This is a genomic window from Acinetobacter sp. 802_lipA (assembly GCF_058242885.1).
This window is the reverse complement of sequence record NZ_JBZAYP010000001.1, coordinates 2660371-2677968: the sequence shown is the minus strand read 5'-3', so window position 1 is coordinate 2677968 and position 17598 is coordinate 2660371. Positions and strand designations below refer to the sequence as shown.

General features: G+C 42.9%; 12 protein-coding genes and 5 pseudogenes. 8 read left to right on the top strand and 9 right to left on the bottom strand.

The genetic code is table 11. From position 1 onward, the window contains the following. Position 1: 1 nt before the first annotated feature. The 6 genes and pseudogenes from tnpC to AC4CU3_RS13205 all read left to right on the top strand — a co-directional run. Positions 2-1360 (top strand): annotated as a pseudogene (gene tnpC, locus AC4CU3_RS13230) (IS66 family transposase); the annotation flags it as partial. A 576-nt stretch (positions 1361-1936) separates the two neighbouring features. Further along, complete coding sequence (gene ltrA, locus AC4CU3_RS13225) at positions 1937-3598, top strand: group II intron reverse transcriptase/maturase (RefSeq protein ID WP_005167203.1); 1662 nt, start codon at positions 1937-1939, stop codon at positions 3596-3598. A gap of 104 nt (positions 3599-3702) precedes the next feature. Further along, positions 3703-3930 (top strand): annotated as a pseudogene (locus AC4CU3_RS13220) (transposase domain-containing protein); the annotation flags it as partial. A gap of 31 nt (positions 3931-3961) precedes the next feature. Continuing rightward, positions 3962-4315, top strand: a pseudogene (locus AC4CU3_RS13215) (YbjQ family protein); the annotation flags it as partial. Between the two features lie 3 nt (positions 4316-4318). Further along, entirely contained in the window at positions 4319-4789 is a 471-nt protein-coding gene (locus tag AC4CU3_RS13210) for a YbjQ family protein (protein ID WP_125280033.1), read from the top strand. Between the two features lie 146 nt (positions 4790-4935). Continuing rightward, positions 4936-5969 (top strand): annotated as a pseudogene (locus tag AC4CU3_RS13205) (agmatine deiminase family protein). A gap of 94 nt (positions 5970-6063) precedes the next feature. Here the strand turns inward: AC4CU3_RS13205 and AC4CU3_RS13200 are convergent. Together AC4CU3_RS13200 and AC4CU3_RS13195 are read right to left on the bottom strand one after the other, a co-directional pair. Beyond that, on the bottom strand, positions 6064-6870 hold the full coding sequence (locus AC4CU3_RS13200) for an SDR family NAD(P)-dependent oxidoreductase (RefSeq protein WP_279043431.1): 807 nt from the start codon (positions 6868-6870) through the stop codon (positions 6064-6066). 12 nt (positions 6871-6882) lie between these two features. Further along, positions 6883-7557 carry a hypothetical protein gene (locus tag AC4CU3_RS13195; protein ID WP_279043429.1) on the bottom strand — a complete coding sequence of 225 codons (675 nt, stop codon included), beginning with the start codon at positions 7555-7557 and terminating at the stop codon, positions 6883-6885. Between the two features lie 183 nt (positions 7558-7740). Between AC4CU3_RS13195 and AC4CU3_RS13190 the strand changes: the two genes are divergently transcribed. Further along, positions 7741-10635 (top strand): valine--tRNA ligase, encoded by a 2895-nt coding sequence (locus AC4CU3_RS13190; protein ID WP_279043427.1) that lies wholly within the window; start codon positions 7741-7743, stop codon positions 10633-10635. Between the two features lie 64 nt (positions 10636-10699). Here the strand turns inward: AC4CU3_RS13190 and AC4CU3_RS13185 are convergent, their stop codons facing one another. The 7 genes and pseudogenes from AC4CU3_RS13185 to AC4CU3_RS13155 form a co-directional block, all read right to left on the bottom strand. After that, complete coding sequence (locus AC4CU3_RS13185) at positions 10700-11113, bottom strand: hypothetical protein (RefSeq protein ID WP_490738287.1); 414 nt, start codon at positions 11111-11113, stop codon at positions 10700-10702. Beyond that, entirely contained in the window at positions 11106-12131 is a 1026-nt protein-coding gene (locus AC4CU3_RS13180; protein ID WP_005100823.1) for an IS30-like element ISAba125 family transposase, read from the bottom strand. The genes AC4CU3_RS13185 and AC4CU3_RS13180 overlap by 8 nt, the downstream gene beginning before the upstream one ends. Before the next feature lie 12 nt (positions 12132-12143). Further along, positions 12144-12566 carry a hypothetical protein gene (locus AC4CU3_RS13175; RefSeq protein ID WP_490738285.1) on the bottom strand — a complete coding sequence of 141 codons (423 nt, stop codon included), beginning with the start codon at positions 12564-12566 and terminating at the stop codon, positions 12144-12146. A gap of 166 nt (positions 12567-12732) precedes the next feature. Then, positions 12733-12993 (bottom strand): annotated as a pseudogene (locus AC4CU3_RS13170) (endonuclease domain-containing protein); the annotation flags it as partial. 407 nt (positions 12994-13400) lie between these two features. Beyond that, positions 13401-14591, bottom strand: coding sequence for a hypothetical protein (locus AC4CU3_RS13165; RefSeq protein WP_004695414.1), 1191 nt, complete (start codon positions 14589-14591; stop codon positions 13401-13403). 88 nt (positions 14592-14679) lie between these two features. Beyond that, positions 14680-15702: a coiled-coil domain-containing protein gene (locus tag AC4CU3_RS13160; protein ID WP_279043424.1), complete on the bottom strand. Its 1023-nt coding sequence runs from the start codon at positions 15700-15702 to the stop codon at positions 14680-14682. Positions 15703-15857: 155 nt separating this feature from the next. Further along, on the bottom strand, positions 15858-16619 hold the full coding sequence (locus AC4CU3_RS13155; RefSeq protein WP_078426492.1) for a ferredoxin--NADP reductase: 762 nt from the start codon (positions 16617-16619) through the stop codon (positions 15858-15860). Between the two features lie 85 nt (positions 16620-16704). On the opposite strand from AC4CU3_RS13155, the gene gigC reads away from it, so the two are divergent. Continuing rightward, positions 16705-17583 (top strand): LysR family transcriptional regulator GigC, encoded by an 879-nt coding sequence (gene gigC, locus AC4CU3_RS13150; protein WP_125280038.1) that lies wholly within the window; start codon positions 16705-16707, stop codon positions 17581-17583. Positions 17584-17598 lie beyond the last annotated feature (15 nt).

Sequence of the window (17598 nt, the reverse complement as noted above, 5' to 3'; positions counted from 1 at the left end):
CATGAATACGCTGCCTGACTTAAGCCAACTGACCCATGAACAACTGCTGGAATTTACCAGACAGTTGGCGCTGCAGCATCAGTCTCTAGCACAATCAAACCAGCAATTAGATGCCAAAGTTCAGCATCTTTCCATTCTCAATCAAAAATACGAGCATGAACTGGCGCTGTTTAAAAAGCACAAATTCGGCAGTAAAAACGAACATCTCACTGCAAAACAAATCCACCTATGGGATGAAGCGGTTGAAGAAGATATTGCTGCTGTTGATCTGGAATTAGAACGATTAAATGCAGATAAAACCGATGCAGCGACACAGAAAGCCAAAACCAATAAACCTAAACGTCGACTGCTACCCGATCATCTACACACCATCCGTATTGAGCATGAACCTGCATCAACCCAATGCAGTTGTGGCTGCCAGTTACGTCGTATCGGCGAAGATATCAGTGAAAAACTGCATTTCAGACCGGCACAGTTCTATAAGGAACAGCATGTGCGTGGCAAATGGGTCTGTGATCAGTGTGACACCCTGACTCAGCAAGCGATGCCCGCCTATGTGATTGATAAAGGCATTGCCAGTCCTGAACTGCTTAGCCATGTGTTGGTCTCGAAATACGCAGATCATTTACCGCTGTACCGTCAACGTCTGATCTATCAGCGGGCGGGAATCGAGCTTTCTAGATCAACTTTATCTGACTGGATAGGTCGCTGCGGTGTAGAACTGGAACCTCTGGCCAATGCTTTAAAAGAGGTGGTGCTGCAACAGCGGGTGATCCATGCTGATGAAACGCCGGTCACCATCATGCGGATGAGTGATGATGAGAAAAAACCGAAGAAAGGTTATGTCTGGGCCTATGCAACAACCCAATATAATCCAATTCAAGCCGTGATTTATGACTTTCAGGATAGTCGTTCAGGCCAGCATGCTGAAGCGTTCCTGAAAGACTGGCAGGGCCATCTGGTCTGTGATGATTACAGTGGTTATAAAGCACGCTTTAAATCAGGCCAAGTCATTGAGGTGGGCTGCATGGCGCATGCTCGTCGTAAATTCCATGAACTGCATGTGACCAAGAAAAGTCAGGTCGCTGAACAGGCCTTAGTGCTGATTCAGAAACTGTATGCCATAGAAGCAGAACTCAGGAGAAAGACCGATGGTACAGCAGAACAGCGCCGCGAATACCGACAACAGCATAGTCAACCGGTGATGCAACAACTGTATGAATGGCTCAACCAGCATCAACTGACGGTGCCATCGAGTTCTCCAACCGCCAAGGCCATCAATTACACTCTGAAGCGTTGGCCAGCTTTAAGCCGCTATCTGGATGATGGCAATCTACCGATTTGCAATAATTGGGTGGAAGTGCGACACGAAGTCGCTTAATGAAGTTGTTCCCCCCTGCGGGAACCACCCGTGTCACCGGGTGAATCTAGAAGGCTGAATAAAGAGCGCCTTCGACAATGTAACGAGGCACCGCAAGGTGCGGGGTATCAATCGTGAGAGGCGTACCCTTCTGGCAGCCATAGCCGGACAAGGGCTAGATAATCGGTATGGTGAACACATGTGAATCTGCGTAACGATCGTTAAGTTGAACGAGCGGAAATGGCTGATACGCTCGAACCAAAACGGTAATGGAGGTGGGAATTGCGTCTTTCGACTACGCATTCGTGACCCATACGCCTCCCGGTCGATAGCAGGCACCTAAGCCGATGTACTTCAGTAAGCGGAACGTGGAAATCCCGTATTACTCCCATTGGGAAAGCAGTTTGCAAAAACTGCCCATGGTGATGCGGGCGAAGGAACGAGGAAAAAGCGAATGCCAGTCTGTAATGGGTTGGATAGAGGTTGAAACATTACCCCACGCGAAAGCGGGCTGACGTCCTTATGGTCTCTCATCACAAGAGAGTGTGTAGAACCCTTTTAATGGAGGGAGAGCAAATGAATGCAGCAGTATCAGCGTGTGCACCTTCCAGCACATCGTGGGACAGCATCGATTGGATTGCTGTACAGCGTCATGTCAGAGGGCTGCAAGCGCGTATTGTGAAGGCGGTACAAGACGGCAGGCATAACAAGGCGAAAGCTTTGCAATGGCTGCTGACTCACTCGTTTAGTGGCAAAGCATTGGCCGTCAAACGAGTGTCTGAAAACAAAGGCAAAAACACGGCTGGGGTCGACAAGGTGACTTGGAATACACCCAAGGCCAAGACCGGTGCGATGATGTCGTTGAAGAGGCGAGGTTACACGCCCCTTCCGCTTCGGAGAGTCCTTATTCCGAAGAAAAATGGCAAGATGAGACCTCTCGGGATACCCACGATGAAATGCCGGGCCATGCAGGCGCTCCATCTGCTGGCTTTGGAACCCATCGCGGAGACCATCGCTGATCGGAACTCTTATGGGTTCAGACCGCAACGCTCAACCGCGGATGCTGCAGCACAGTGCTTTGGTGTGCTGTCAAGAAAAGTAAGTGCGGAGTGGGTGCTAGAGGGTGACATTCAAGGCTGTTTCGACAATATCAGCCATGACTGGATGATCGCCAACCTCCCAATGGACAAGGTGATTCTACGGAAATGGCTCAAAGCCGGTTACGTCTACCAAAGCAAGCTGTTTCCCAGTCTTTCCGGAACACCGCAAGGAGGTATTATCTCCCCGGTGCTGGCCAACATGACCTTGGACGGACTGGAAACGATGCTGGCGAAGAGGTTCTCTAACGCCAAATGGACAGGCAAAAAGCTGCAACTGGTACGGTATGCGGATGATTTCATCATCACGGGGTATTCTAAAGAGTGGCTCGAAAATGAAGTTCGTCCTGCCGTGGTTGAATTTCTGGCGCAGCGCGGTCTCGTGCTCTCTCAGGAAAAGACCAAAATCACGCACATAGGGAACGGGTTCGATTTTCTTGGCTGGAACGTACGTAAGTACAACGGCAAGCTACTGATCAAGCCGTCAAAGGCAAACATCAGCGCTCATCTTGACAAGCTGCGAGCATTAATCAATGCAAACAAAGCGACACGACAGGCCACTTTGATCGGTTTGCTCAACCCGATTCTAAGGGGTTGGGCCAACTATCATAGTCATGTCGTTGCCAAGAAGGTTTTCAACCAGGTAGACAACGCAGTGTGGGAAATGCTCTGGCGATGGGCTGTACGTCGCCACCCTCGCAAGACACTCCGATGGGTCAAAGATCGGTATTTCAAAGTACAAGGAGCGCGTCGATGGGTGTTCTCATGTGATGAACAGTCCGCCGATGGTCGGAAGCGACAATACACATTAGTGTCTGCCTCGGACACGCCAATTGTGCGACATATCAAGATCAAGGCTGCTGCTAACCCTCATGACCCCGCATGGGATGAGTACTTCGAATCCCGATGGGGTAAAAGAATGCTGGTCTCCGCAAAGGGGCGAGCCAAGCTGTATCGGGTGTGGCTAAAACAAGGTGGTCGCTGCTGCGCCTGTCTTAAACCAGTCACCAAAGATACACCATGGCACAGCCGTCATATTGTGAAGCTAAGTCATGGTGGAACGGATGCAGTTGCTAATCTTGAGATTTACCATCTGTATTGTCCGAGGAGTGTTCAGTTTGCCAATGTCAACGATGTATAACCGGGTGCCGAATGGCGCCTTAGCAGAGGCTTGAGCCGTGTGCTGGGAAACTCGCATGCACGGTTCTTAGGGGGTTGGACGTAGGTAACTGCGTCTGACTACCCGACAACCAGGTGCGGCCTTGGGCGTTGGGACGTAAGAACTGGTTATTTGCAGGTTCGCTGCGTAGTGGTCAGCGAGCGGCAAACATCATGACTTTAATCCAGTCAGCAAAGCTGAATGGGCTGGATCCGTATGCCTATTTAAGTGATGTGCTGAAAAGATTGCCGACCCATAAAGTGACCCAAATAGAAGAATTGCTACCACACCGCTGGAAATCCAACTCAAATTAAAAAATAGACATGGGGTTCAGCGGACGCTTACCTTTTAAGTAACCTTGAGTCTGTTCCTGGACATCGCATTTCCCAACAACTGGATGTAGTCTATGGCAGTACGGTTCGGAGTAAACATGTCGGGCGCGACTTTTTGGCAGGGTTAAAAAATATTGTCGGTGGTGAGCTCACTGCCTATACCGAGCTTTTAGAAGAATCCCGCCAAGAAGCCATGAATCGTATGATTGCAAAAGCACAAGACTTAGGGGCCAATGCCATTGTAGGTATTCGTTTTTCAACCTCAAATATTGCCCAAGGTGCATCTGAGTTATTTGTTTATGGCACTGCAGTCCGTGTCACACCGTTAGACAACCATCTCCCCGATCCATTTCCAACACAGGCCTAAGCAATGGAAAGTTTAGTTTTCCAACTGCTGATCTTTGCGGTGCTCTTTAGCGTCGGTTTTGGCTTTGGTCGCTACAATGAACGTAAACATTTGGCGCAGCTTGAACAGAATGAGAAGCGTCTTGCTTACATTACCGTGGGTAATTTACGCAAAGTAAGCTTCGAGCAGCCTGGGCACCTGATCAGTAGCAATGTTGTGATTTCTCATGATTATTTCAAATATGTGTTGGCGACCGTGCAAAACTTTTTTGGGGGTAGACTCACCAGCTATGAAAGTGTCATCGATCGTGCCCGTCGTGAAGCCATCGTCCGACTCAAACTTGAAGCGGAAAAGCACGGCGCAACGCATATTGCTTGTATGCGACTGGCGACCACAGAAATGGGCATGCAAGGCGGTATGGTTGAAGTCTTTGCTTATGGGACTGCCATTCAAAGTCCTCAAACAGTCACTATTGACCAATTATCCATTCACTAAACTCAAATAGCATGAGCGTTCAAAATAGCTCATGCTCGCTCACCTTCTATCGTACATTCGGTTGGTGATTACTCACTAGAGCATAATTCTCTACACTGAACATAATAAAAATGGACTTCACCTACACTACAAAGAGGTCACAGATAATGAAATCTTTAGCACTGAAAATAAGTATGGCTGTACTCAGCATGATTCCACTTGTAGCCAAAGCTGAATTAATTGTACTGGCATCGCCTCAAAGTAATGATGCGTACTATGCAAAAATGATTGATGATATTTTTGATTTTCACGTCGATTATGCAAAAAAAATTATTAAAAACGGAGACAATGTCGTTGTTCTGACAGACAAAGGCCTCTACCCCGACTATGTCAAAGCCTTGGGCACAAAGCATGTGGCAATCGCACCGATGCATGACATTTGGATGCGCGACTTCACCAGCGCCAATCCTGCTCAACCCGTCATGTTCCGCTACACGGCGGCAGGACAAGGTGGCGCTAAAAAAGGTCAGGCCATTTCAGATGAAGTGCAAGACGAATTTAAGTACTACAGCCAAAAGGCTGGCTTACAGTTTTCGCAAAGCAAACTATTGAATGATGGCGGAAACTGGGTTGAAGATGGTTATGGTAATGTCGTCCTCAGCACCAAATTCCTAGCGGATAACAAGCTCACCGAAAGCGAAGCCCGTAAGAAGCTCATGGCGCTGACGGGTGCAAAGCAGATTGCGTTCATTGAAGCCGATGAACAAGGGGGCTTGGAACATGCCGATGGCGTGGTCAGCTTTGTCGGCCAAAACACCTTGGTGATTAACTCTTACTCTGAAGATCCCGACTATGCCAAGCAACTTAAAGCCGATTTAAAGCGCGGCATTCCCAATGTTAAAATTCGTGAAATCATCACCCCTTATGATGGCAGCGAAATCTACGATGAAAAATTTGGTTCTGCATGTGGTTTATACACCAACATGCTGGTCACTCCTGAACGGATTTACTTCCCGCAATTTGGGATTAAAGAAGATGCTGTCGCGTTACAGCAAATTCGTAGCATAACCAAACGTACTGTTGTTCCAGTACAGTCTGCTAATGTCTGTCATATGAGCGGTGGTGTGCGTTGTATGTCTTGGCAAGTGCGTGGGAAAAATGCGGAATGTTCTTAAACTATTTAAATAAAATCAGTAAGTAGTACAGTGCTGTTCCCCTATCAAAACATGGGGGGTATAGGAACAACTTGATCCCAAAAGGCAGGTGAAAGTGACTTTCCTCCTGCCTTTTTCAATTTACTTCACTTTCATCTTACGAATCATTTTATACAATGTGGTAGGCGATAAACGAGACACCAGAACCCCCATTTTCTCCTTACGTCCACCGACTACGATGTATTCTTCACCTTTGAGCAATGCACTCACCACCGTTTGCGCAAAAATATCGGGTTCTAAACCATTTTCAATCGCTTCGTCTTGATGACCCTGTGGTTTACCTTCGCCATTTAAAGCATTAAACGAGACATTGGTTTTAACAAAGCCCGGGAAAATCACCGATACATCTACGCCCTCATTGGCCACTTCGGCACGCAGGCTATTTGCCCACATATGAATGGCAGCCTTGGCTGCTGAATAGCTGGCACGGTACTGCGTCCCCAACAACCCCGCAACACTCGAAACAAAAGCAATACGGCCAGATTTTTGCGCTAAAAAAGTCGGTAGAACGGTTTTGGTTAAAAACACTTGTGAGAAATAATCCACTTCCATAATCGCACGTTCAGTCTGCATGCTGGTGTCAGCAATCAAGGCACGCTGGCTTAAACCCGCATTATTAATCAACCAATCAATTCGACCTTTTTTCTGTAGCACTTGCTCATAGGCATGACGGACTTGAGCTGCGTCGGTAATGTCGGCACAAATGGAAATGTGTTGATCTGGATTGAGCAGTCCGACACGGACTTTTTCGAGTTCGTCAAAACGTCTTGCCGTGAGTATCACCTCAGCACCCTGTAAAGCACATTCTTTGGCTAGTGCTTCACCTAACCCTGAAGATGCCCCCGTGATCCATACCACTTTAGCGTCTAAACTGTTTAACTGTGCCATGTCCTTATTGCCTCATACCGAAGTTTTATTTGCAGATTGATCATTTAAAAAAGTCAGGAAATGATCAAAATATTGACTCATCATCTGCGCATCATAGATACGCCCTAACTTATCAAAACGTTTATAGCCCAACTGGGTCGTCAAGTTAATCACCCCATTTAGTGTTTTATCGACCACCAGATTAAATTTAAGCATTTTTTTGGGTTCGCGAACCAGACTGGTCACCCCTTGATCGACAATTTGCGTAAACACTTTCAAAGCTGGAGTAACATAGCTGTTATTGCCCTTTTCCATCTGTTCAGCACAACCCAAAAGTTCGGTAACTAAGGTTTTTTCGACTGGATAGCTTAAAAAATGTGTGCTCTCGGTGTCATACATCCTTTGCTCTAGATAATTCACCATTGGAATTAGACGGTCATTTGAAAAAAAAGACACGGACCACGGCATGTACTTACGCATAGTGTCCACAATGTGCTGAATAACTTTCTCAGACTCCCCATCGCCTGAGGTAGACAAGCGTGCAAGATCGCCAAAGACTTGATCAATCACTTCACATGAAATATCCGCTAAAACCTCACCCAAAGGTTTGGCAAGGCTTTGGCTTTCACCGGCATTAAGCTGTTGATGAATGTGTGCAAAACGTTGGTGAGTTTCAGGTTTTAATTTTAATGATATTTGATAAGTCATAGTGATCCCCCCTTTTTTTGATTTTTACTGCGAACAAAGCGCACTCTAGGTTTAGACACATCATAAAGTGCTCTGCATCATGTCGCAATTGCTAGATCAACGCATTTGCTTTACATGCCCCCATTTGCGATTTCTTTGCTACAATAGATGCAATTTTTTATCTACTTTTGAACTGTTTGAACTATGACTGATTCAGCGCAAAATATCGCTACAACTTACGATCCGACCGAGATCGAGAAAAAATGGTACCAAACTTGGGAAGAGCGTGGCTATTTCAAGCCCTCTGAAAAAGGTGAGTCATTTTGTATCATGATTCCGCCACCAAACGTCACCGGTAGCTTGCACATGGGTCATGGTTTTAACAATGCCATTATGGATGCCTTAACACGCTACAACCGTATGTCAGGTAAAAATACCTTATGGCAACCGGGTACAGACCATGCGGGTATTGCAACGCAAATGGTGGTTGAGCGTCAGTTGGGTGCTCAAGGTGTCAGCCGCCATGACCTTGGTCGTGAAAAATTCATCGAAAAAGTCTGGGAATGGAAAGAACAATCTGGTGGCAACATTACCCGTCAAATCCGTCGTTTAGGTTCCTCAGTAGATTGGTCACGTGAACGCTTCACCATGGATGATGGTTTATCTAATGCAGTAAAAGAAGTGTTCGTGAAACTGCATGAAGAAGGTTTAATTTACCGTGGTAAACGTCTGGTTAACTGGGATCCTAAACTGCAAACTGCGCTTTCTGACCTTGAAGTTGAGTCAGATAAAGAAGAAGCAGGTTCACTGTGGCACTTCAAATATTTCTTTGAAGATAAAAACCTCCGTACCCATGATGGTAAAGACCACATTGTTGTCGCAACCACTCGTCCTGAAACATTGCTCGGTGATACTGCGGTTGCTGTGGCACTGGATGATGAACGCTATACGCACCTTGTTGGTCAGAACATTATTCTGCCAATTACAGGTCGTGCTGTTCCAATCGTTAAAGATGAATATGTAGATAAAGAATTCGGTACAGGCTGTGTAAAAATCACGCCTGCGCATGACTTTAACGACTATGAAGTCGGTAAGCGTTGTGAACTACCTATCATCAATATCTTCAATAAAAATGCAGAAGTGTTGGCAGAGTTTGAATACATCGCGAAAGCGGGTGAGCAAATTTCTAAAACCATCCCTGCCCCTGCGGACTATATTGGTTTAGAGCGTTTTGAAGCACGTAAAAAACTGGTTGAACAAGCTGAAGCAGAAGGTTGGTTAGATCAAATTCAACCCTACACCTTGAAACCACCTCGCGGTGACCGTTCAGGTGTAATCGTTGAACCATTATTGACGGATCAATGGTATGTAAAAATTGCGCCATTGGCACAACCTGCCATTGAAGCGGTTCAAGATGGTCGTATCAAGTTCGTGCCTGAACAGTACAGCAACATGTACATGGCGTGGATGAACAACATCCAAGACTGGTGTATCTCTCGTCAATTGTGGTGGGGTCACCGTATTCCCGCTTGGTACGATGCTGAAGGCAACATCTATGTGGGTCGTGACGAAGCTGAAGTACGTGCCAAAAACAACATCCCTGCTGATGTTGCGCTTAGCCAAGACGAAGACGTACTTGATACATGGTTCTCTTCTGCGCTGTGGACATTCTCAACTTTAGGTTGGACTGGCGATGCCAAGAAAGATGCGGAAAACTATTTCCTCAATACCTTCCACCCAACGGATGTATTGGTGACTGGTTTTGACATCATCTTCTTCTGGGTTGCTCGTATGATTATGTTTACGATGCACTTCATGAAAAATGAAGATGGTACGCCACAAGTTCCGTTTAAAACGGTCTATGTACACGGTTTAGTCCGTGATGGCGAAGGTCAAAAAATGTCGAAGTCGAAGGGCAACGTACTTGACCCACTTGACTTGATTGACGGTGTAGACCTTGAGACTTTGGTACAAAAACGTACTACAGGTCTGATGAACCCGAAACAAGCGGCGAAGATTGAAAAATCAACCCGTAAAGAGTTCCCAGAAGGCATTCAAGCCTATGGTACGGATGCGGTTCGCTTCACTTTCTGTGCACTTGCGAACACAGGTCGTGACATTAAGTTCGATATGAAGCGTGTTGAAGGTTACCGTAACTTTGCCAACAAAATCTGGAACGCTACCCGTTTCGTGATGATGAACTGTGAAGAACAAGTGATTGGTACTGAAGTTCGTCAAGACCTGTGGGAATTACCTGAACAGTGGATCGTGAGCCGTCTGCAAAAAGCCGAAGCTGCGGTACAACAAGCCTTTGCAACTTATCGTTTAGACTTGGCTGCACAAGCGATTTACGAGTTCATTTGGAATGAATACTGTGACTGGTATGTCGAACTGACAAAACCTGTTCTGAACGATGAAAACGTATCGGTTGAGCGTAAAGCTGAAGTTCGTCGTGTACTTCTTGCGGTGATGGAAGCGTCTTTACGTCTTGCACACCCAATCATGCCGTATTTGACTGAAGAAATTTGGCAAACACTTGCACCGAAACTTGGTATTTCTGCTGAAACCGTTATGTTGGCGCAATACCCTGTTGCCAACCCTGAGCGTGTAAACGAACAGGCTGAAGCAGATATGCAATGGCTGCAAGGTTTGATTGGTGCAGTGCGTAATATTCGTGGTGAAATGGGTCTAGGTAATGCACGTTTATTACCTGTACTTTTACAGAACACGACTGAAGCAGAAAAAGCACAAATTTCTCGTATTGAACCCTTGTTTAAGGCATTGGCGAAAGTTGAGAGCATCACCTTCTTGGCGAATGGTGAACAACCACCATTGTCTTCTTCAAGCGTAGTCGGTCATGTGTCTGTATTCGTTCCAATGAAGGGTTTAATTGACCCGAAAGCAGAATTGGGTCGTCTACAAAAAGACTTAGACAAGGTGCAAAAACAGCATGACCAAATTGCAACTAAACTTTCTAACGAAGGTTTTGTGGCGAAAGCCCCTGCTGCTGTTGTTGAAGGTGAGAAAGTCAAACTTGCTGAGTTTGCTGATCAGTTAGCGAAGATTAAAGCGAATATGGAGCAAATTTCGGCGCTTTAATGTGTTGTTAGTTTGATCTAATTTGTGTATAAAGGGCTGATTATTCAGCCCTTTATTTTTAGAATCAAACTAATCTATATCCCCAAGAGTATCCAATTATCTTATCCAAAAAAAGACTATCATCATCAGATAAGTTATGTTTGCTGCCAAATTTATTTTTAAATTCTTGTAAAAATTCTTGGGTGACTCCCATAAAATATTCTGGTACTTCGTAATGAGATATATTTTTTAATAAATCATTTTCACCATATAGTTCGTCTAAAAGTTTTTTTGCATCTTTCAGCATTTCTTGTTGTTTGAAAAATGCTAAATTATTTTCATCAATGAAATCAGGATTCGTCTCTACCAATGTAGTACCGTGAGCTAAAATATTTCTTAAGCGGAATAATATTTTTATTTTCTTAAATAGTGCTTTATCAATTTCAGTATCGAAATGAAATTTTAGGTAACTAAAGTAATACTTGGCGAATTCAAACATGAGGTGCGACAGTTTGAAAAGTCTTATGATAATCAACAAGCTGAGCAAATTTCTCTAATGGTGTAAGCCAATCTAACGCTTTTCTAGGACGAGTATTCAGTGACATGGCAACTTGATTTAAATAATGCTGATCTGCCTGATTTAAATCAATCCCTTTAGGTAAATATTGCCTAATTAAACCATTCATATTTTCGCATGTGCCTTTTTGCCAGGGTGAATGTGGGTCACAGAAATATACATCTATGCCTAAATCTTCTTCAAGTATTTTATGTTCTGCCATCTCGCGTCCACGGTCATAGGTCAACGTTTTACGCAGTTCTGCAGGTAAATATTTCAGAGCTTCAGTTAAAGCCTTGCGCACTGATTCTGCCTTTGCATCAGGTAATGTTGCCAAGATACAGAGCCGTGTATTTCGTTCAATAAGTGTTGCTATCGAACTTTTATTGTCTTTACCTTTAATTAAATCAGCTTCCCAATGACCCGGTATTTTTCTTTCTTGAACTTCGGCTGGGCGCTCATGAATAGTTTTAATATCCTGTAATATAGAATCTTTTTTAGGTTCACCGTTAGCTTTTCGCTTTTTATTTTCATGACGCAGACAGGATAATAAGTCTTTTTTCAACTCACCCTTTGGTAATGCTCGTATCGTTGAATAAATCGTTGTATGGCTTACATTCATTGTTTGATCCAAATCAGGAAATGTCTTTAAACGCTTTGCTATTTGCTGAGGAGACCATAAACAACGGATCGCTTCAACAATAAATTTCCAGAGGATTGAATCGATTTTGAGTTTTCTGTGACCACGTCTACGTCTAGCGAAGGTGTTATCAGAAGCATATTGAGCTTGATAAACGTCATTGATGCTATTTCTTTTAAGCTCACGATAGATCGTACTAGGATGTCTTTTAATGAGTTCAGCAAATTTTCTGGCTGAAAAGCCTTCTTTTCTTGACTCAAGCATTAATGCAGTACGATCTTCAAAGTTAAGATGATGGTATGACAATTTTATATACTCCATAAACCCTTTAAATTAATTAGGTGGTTTATGTCGCACTTCAAGTTTTACTCTGCCCTTAAATACATTCTCAATCCCGCCATCATTTTCAACACGAATTAAAAAGTTATCTAAAATATTTTCATAAGGACTTTTAGTATCTTGACCTTTCTTAGAGTTCTCTTCTACATGTTTATTAATCACAGCTCTTAAATTCTGTGACAAAATAAATCTAAGAATGCCTTCAATTATTGCAGCATTTAAAGATAACAATGGGAAATTATATACATAATTATCAATTCTTCTAGAATCACGAAAGAATGTATCCACGCTCATTCCAAATGTTTTTGCTAACTCTTCTTTTGATTCCGTTGGTGCATTTTTTCTTTTATGAAGCAATGCTAATTCTTCGTAGCTTCTAAGTAAAACTTGATTAGTAGCTAAATTATAATAAGACATTTTTTCCCCTAATAAGACATTAACAATAGACTTCTTGCGTTAGTCAAATTTTAAGTAGCCGAAAGCTATATTTTATGAGGTTTTAGCCAATTCAAAAAATAGATAAAACTATACTTTCGCAAGAGGTCTAATCAATTAATTATATCAATAAATCTATTTTATATTATTAAACCTTAGTTATTAAATTAAATAGTTTTAATCTAGAACATATCTGCCACAAATCCTCCAAAACTCTATCCGTCAAGCCCCAACACATCAGAATTCCAGTACCGCACGGCAGTTAAGCCCAAAGCCTCTAAAAAAACTTGGTTCGTTCAACATCATATGCCATGAGATCATTAGTTCCATGCTGACTGCCATCCAACTCAATGATCAAGCCAATTTCATGACAGTAAAAATCCACAATATACGGTGCAATCACATACTGTCCGCAAGGAGGTGAGGGAAAATCAAAGTACCCCATGTTCCAACAACATCTCCACCCCACTCAGCTTTTTCATATACACATGCTCAGCTTTTACTTTTTTTGCTTATTTATCAGAGATATGCAAAGCCATCTACGCCACCAAAGCAATCAAGTCATTAAAGATGGAAAATACGCTAATCGATCAAAAGCGTAAAGTCTTTCCAACGGAGATGCTGTGCGTAACGTGATTTATCTAGCAATTGTGATGCAGCGTCTAAAAAGTGAAATACGCTTATCTTGCGCTGCTGTGCAGCTCATGGCGTTTAGCCATGAGCCGCGTTATTATTGAATTTGTTGACCGCCCCTAAGCAATCACCTTTAATTGATGAAAATCAATTACACAAAATTATTTACAGGCTCAACCCACTTTAAAAATTAAATGACCAGCCGAATGCTCTATTTTTAAGTAAGTTTTTTAAACAATCAAAATCCTTATAACTATTTAAACACTGTTCATCTTGCAATAGCTTTCTTCGAATTTCTGTCAAATCATATTGGTACTTCTTAGCCAAATCAGCAGGTTTAAAAGTCTGTTTATAAAAACCAGAGCTTTCCCAATCAAATGAGTAAATAATGTGATCTAACTCAATTTGCAATTGTTCAATTTGATCTTCTAGCAATAGATTATAAGATTTCAAATGTTCATTTGCGATTTTAACTGCTTGTTTTTGATCACCTTGTTCTGTATAAGCACGTAACTTTAACAGCGTAAGTAAATCTTTTTCTTCAAGTGCAGTATTTGCTTGCTGCAAAAGCTCAGTTTTCTCTATACGTTTTTGCTCATCTCTTTCGCGGTCAGGATGGATCACAGAGGCAATTTTTAAATAAATGCTTTTTAATGACTGCCCTGCCATTTTTTTTGCATCTTCAAGTTGCATTTGCTTCTTTAAAATTTTCTTTTTTTCTTTTTCTGCAAACTTTTGATATGCCTCACGTTCATGATCATTAAGTTGATTTTGAATGAAATCAGCTTCCTCTCGATCAAATTTTTCTTTTACTTTTTGCATAAACTCTTCAAGATTTTCGAGATCAAAATCAAAGTCAATCCAGTCCTCAGACACACCCAATTGATCTGCAAGAATTTCTTTCATCACTTGTTTTTGCATCATTTCATCAACATCATGCTCTGAATGAAAATCATCCTCTGTATCATCTACTTGTGATGTAGGCAAATGATCATGGTCTTCTAAAATTTTGTAAAATTGAGCAATGACGATGGTCAATTTATGTTGTTCTTCAGACAGATTGGGATTATTTAAAAGTTGACTCACTAAAATTGAGATTTTTTTATCTAAACGCTCTAAATGGGTTTTAGCAAATTTATGCGATTGTTTATATTGCCAAAGTACCTCTAGTTGACTAAATAAAACTTGGTGCCATTGGGCATATAATGGCAAGAGTTCAAAACTTGCATCCTCCTGTACTTTTTGTTGTGCTTGTTGCCACTCAACCAAAGAGAGTTGTAATTTCTCAATTTTTTGAATCTGACGATTAAACTTTTTTTGTTGTGGGGATAAATTTTCAGTTTCTTGATACAAACTTAAATCTAAAATGCTCATGACTTTATTTCAATACAAATGCGATTTGACTCAATATTTTAACAGAAAGCATGCCTACGACTATTTGTTTAAAAAGTAAAATCTTATCTCATAGAACCCCATGCTCCATCAAGATCTTCATCCCACTCACCTTTTTCATATGCTTTAAACGTTCCTTTTCCCACTTCAACTGCTGTTTTAACTCGGTAGCATCCTGATCTATGACCTTATACACATCACTCATTTTGAGCTGTTTGGTATTGATATGACTACTCAAGTGAAAAGACGCAAAGATCTCATCTAATTGACCTTGTAAACTCTGACTCTGCGCTTCCAAAGCCAACTGATAAAACTTCACTTGCTCCGAGCTTAAAGCTTTTGAGCTTAGGCCTTTATTGGTCTCTAGCTGTAACTGAAGCTTCAATAAATAAAATAAATCCTGCGCTGCATAAGCTTCATTGACCTTCTGCAAAAGTTCGGTCTTCTTCAACTTCTTCGCTTCATCAGGCTCACGGTCAGGATGAATCATCGCAGTAATTTTTAAATATACGGTTTTCAACGACTGCCCTGTCATTTTGGCGGCTTGCTCACGCTTTTCTTGTTGTTTTAACAGCTTGGCACGTTCTCGTTCTGCTTCATACTGGGCAGAATTATGTTCATAATTTTCCCAGTCCAGATCCACGTTTTGTTCTACCGTTTCAGCATCCTCATGAATTTGTATTGAGTTTGCTTTGGCTTTCTTCGCGCGTATATGCTCTGCATGCTGCATATAGAAAGTATCAATTTTCTCTACTTGCTCTTTCTGCGCTGAAGTTAGCATTTGTGATTTTTTTAGCATCTTGGCTAAAGCGGCTATTTTGGTGTCAATCTGCGCCAGATCAACTTTGCTAAAGCCATCGCTGGCTAAGTGATTCCACAAGCTATCCAACTGCGCAAATAAAACCGCATGTAACTCGCTATACACAGGTAAAAGCTTACTGCGCGTATAATTTTGAATGTCGGCTTGGCCATTTTGCCATGCTGCCAGTTCTTGTTTTTGCTGTTCAATACGCTCAATCAAACGATTTAATTTTTTCTGCTGCGGACTAAGCCCCGCCTCTGGCTGAGCCGTCGTTTTTAACGCTGAAGACATAACCCATCCAACCCAGTACAAAAGAAAAATTATAGCGCGATCTGAGCGTACAAGCAGTAATCTCTCTCTTTAAGCCAAGCTAAAAATCTGAGTGATTCAAATGTTAAATAAAAAAAGCCCATCATTCGATGAGCATTTTATTTAGCGAAATAGCTTTACCAATAGTTTTCGACCGCAATATTTCCTTCACCACGGCGGTTCATGGTCAGGCCACGTGCTTTTAATGCCTCTTTGGTGTCTTCGACCATTTGCGGGTTACCACACAGCATCACATGGCTGGTTTCAGGGTTCAGACTCAAACCGACTGCTTTTTCAAGCTCACCATTTTCAATCAGTACGGGTAAACGGTCATGCAGTGGTGCATGTGGATCACGGGTAATAATCGGCACAAATTTAAAGCCTGTATGCCCTTCACCAAAAGTCTCTGCAATTTCTTGAATACGTGTTGCATAGGCCAATTCAGAGGCTGTACGTACGCTATAAACCAGCGTAATGCTCTCGTACTTCGACCACGTCTCAAAGTCTTGCAACATCGAAATAAAAGGTGCCAGCCCTGTCCCTGTACCAAGTAGCCATAAGTCTTTTGGTAATGGCAACTGATAACGCGCCAAAGTCAAAAAACCGTACGGGATCTTTTCAAGGTAGATCTCATCATCGACTTTTAAGTGCTGTAAATTTGAGGTAAACGCACCTTCAGGCACCACAATCGAGAAAAACTCTAAAGTTTCATCAAAGGGAGAAGACACCACCGAATACGCTCGAACCACCAATTCATCACCCACTTTGATGCCAATACGGGCAAATTGTCCTGCGGTAAACTTAAAATGTGCAGGTCGCGTCATGGTGAAGCTAAAAAGTGTATTGGTCCAACGGTGTACGGATAAAACCTTTTCTAGGCTAAATTTTTCAATTGACATGATTTCAGCGTGGCATCAAAGACGTTGCTCATGTTAGCATGACCACATAATTTGTTAATATTTTTTAAATGTTAAGGCTATATTCATGCGCATGACTTTACGCCAGTTGGCGGTTTTTGTAGCAGTTGCTCAAGAAGGCACAGTAACCAAAGCCAGTGATGCGGTTCGACTCACCCAGAGTGCTGCGAGTATGGCTTTAGCAGATCTAGAAGACGGTTTGGGGGCACCACTGTTTGACCGTCTAGGTAAACGTCTTCAACTCAATGATTTGGGTCGTTTCCTACTGCCACAAGCTTTAGAAATTTTGGGTCGCTGTGATGCTTTCGAACAAGCCGCTAAAGGTGAGTTACAAAGCATTGATTTACGTTTGGGTGCAACCCTGACCATCAGTGACTACCTCATGCCTGACCTGATGGCTGACTTCTTAAAAATTCAGCCTCAAGCCCATTTACAGCTGCAAGTTGGTAACACCCGTCAAATGATTGAGGCGGTGAATCAGTTCCAACTGGATTTGGCCTTGATTGAAGGCTCTTGTCACTTGCCACAACTGCAATGTATTCACTGGCGGGACGATGAATTGGCCGTCTGCTGTGCACCAGACCATCCTTTGGCGCAGTTAAATCGCACATTAACGCCTGAAGACTTTAAATCGGTCGAGTGGATCTTGCGTGAAGAAGGTTCAGGTACACGTGAAGTGTTTGATAATGCTATTTTAAAAGACTTGCCTGATGCCAATATCCGTCTGACCTTGGGTCATAATGAAGCGATTTTAAAAATCGTGGCGGGTGGTTTAGGGATGTCCTGTATTTCAAAGCTGGCAACTGAACCTTTGCGCGAAAAAGGCCAATTGGTGGTACTTGATACGCCGTTCTGGTCTCTAACGCGTCCACTGTTCATGTTGGTGCATCGTCAGAAGTACCAAGGCCCAGGACTCAAAGCCTTTATGAAATTCTGCGAAAAATAAGTAAGCAAAAAGCAC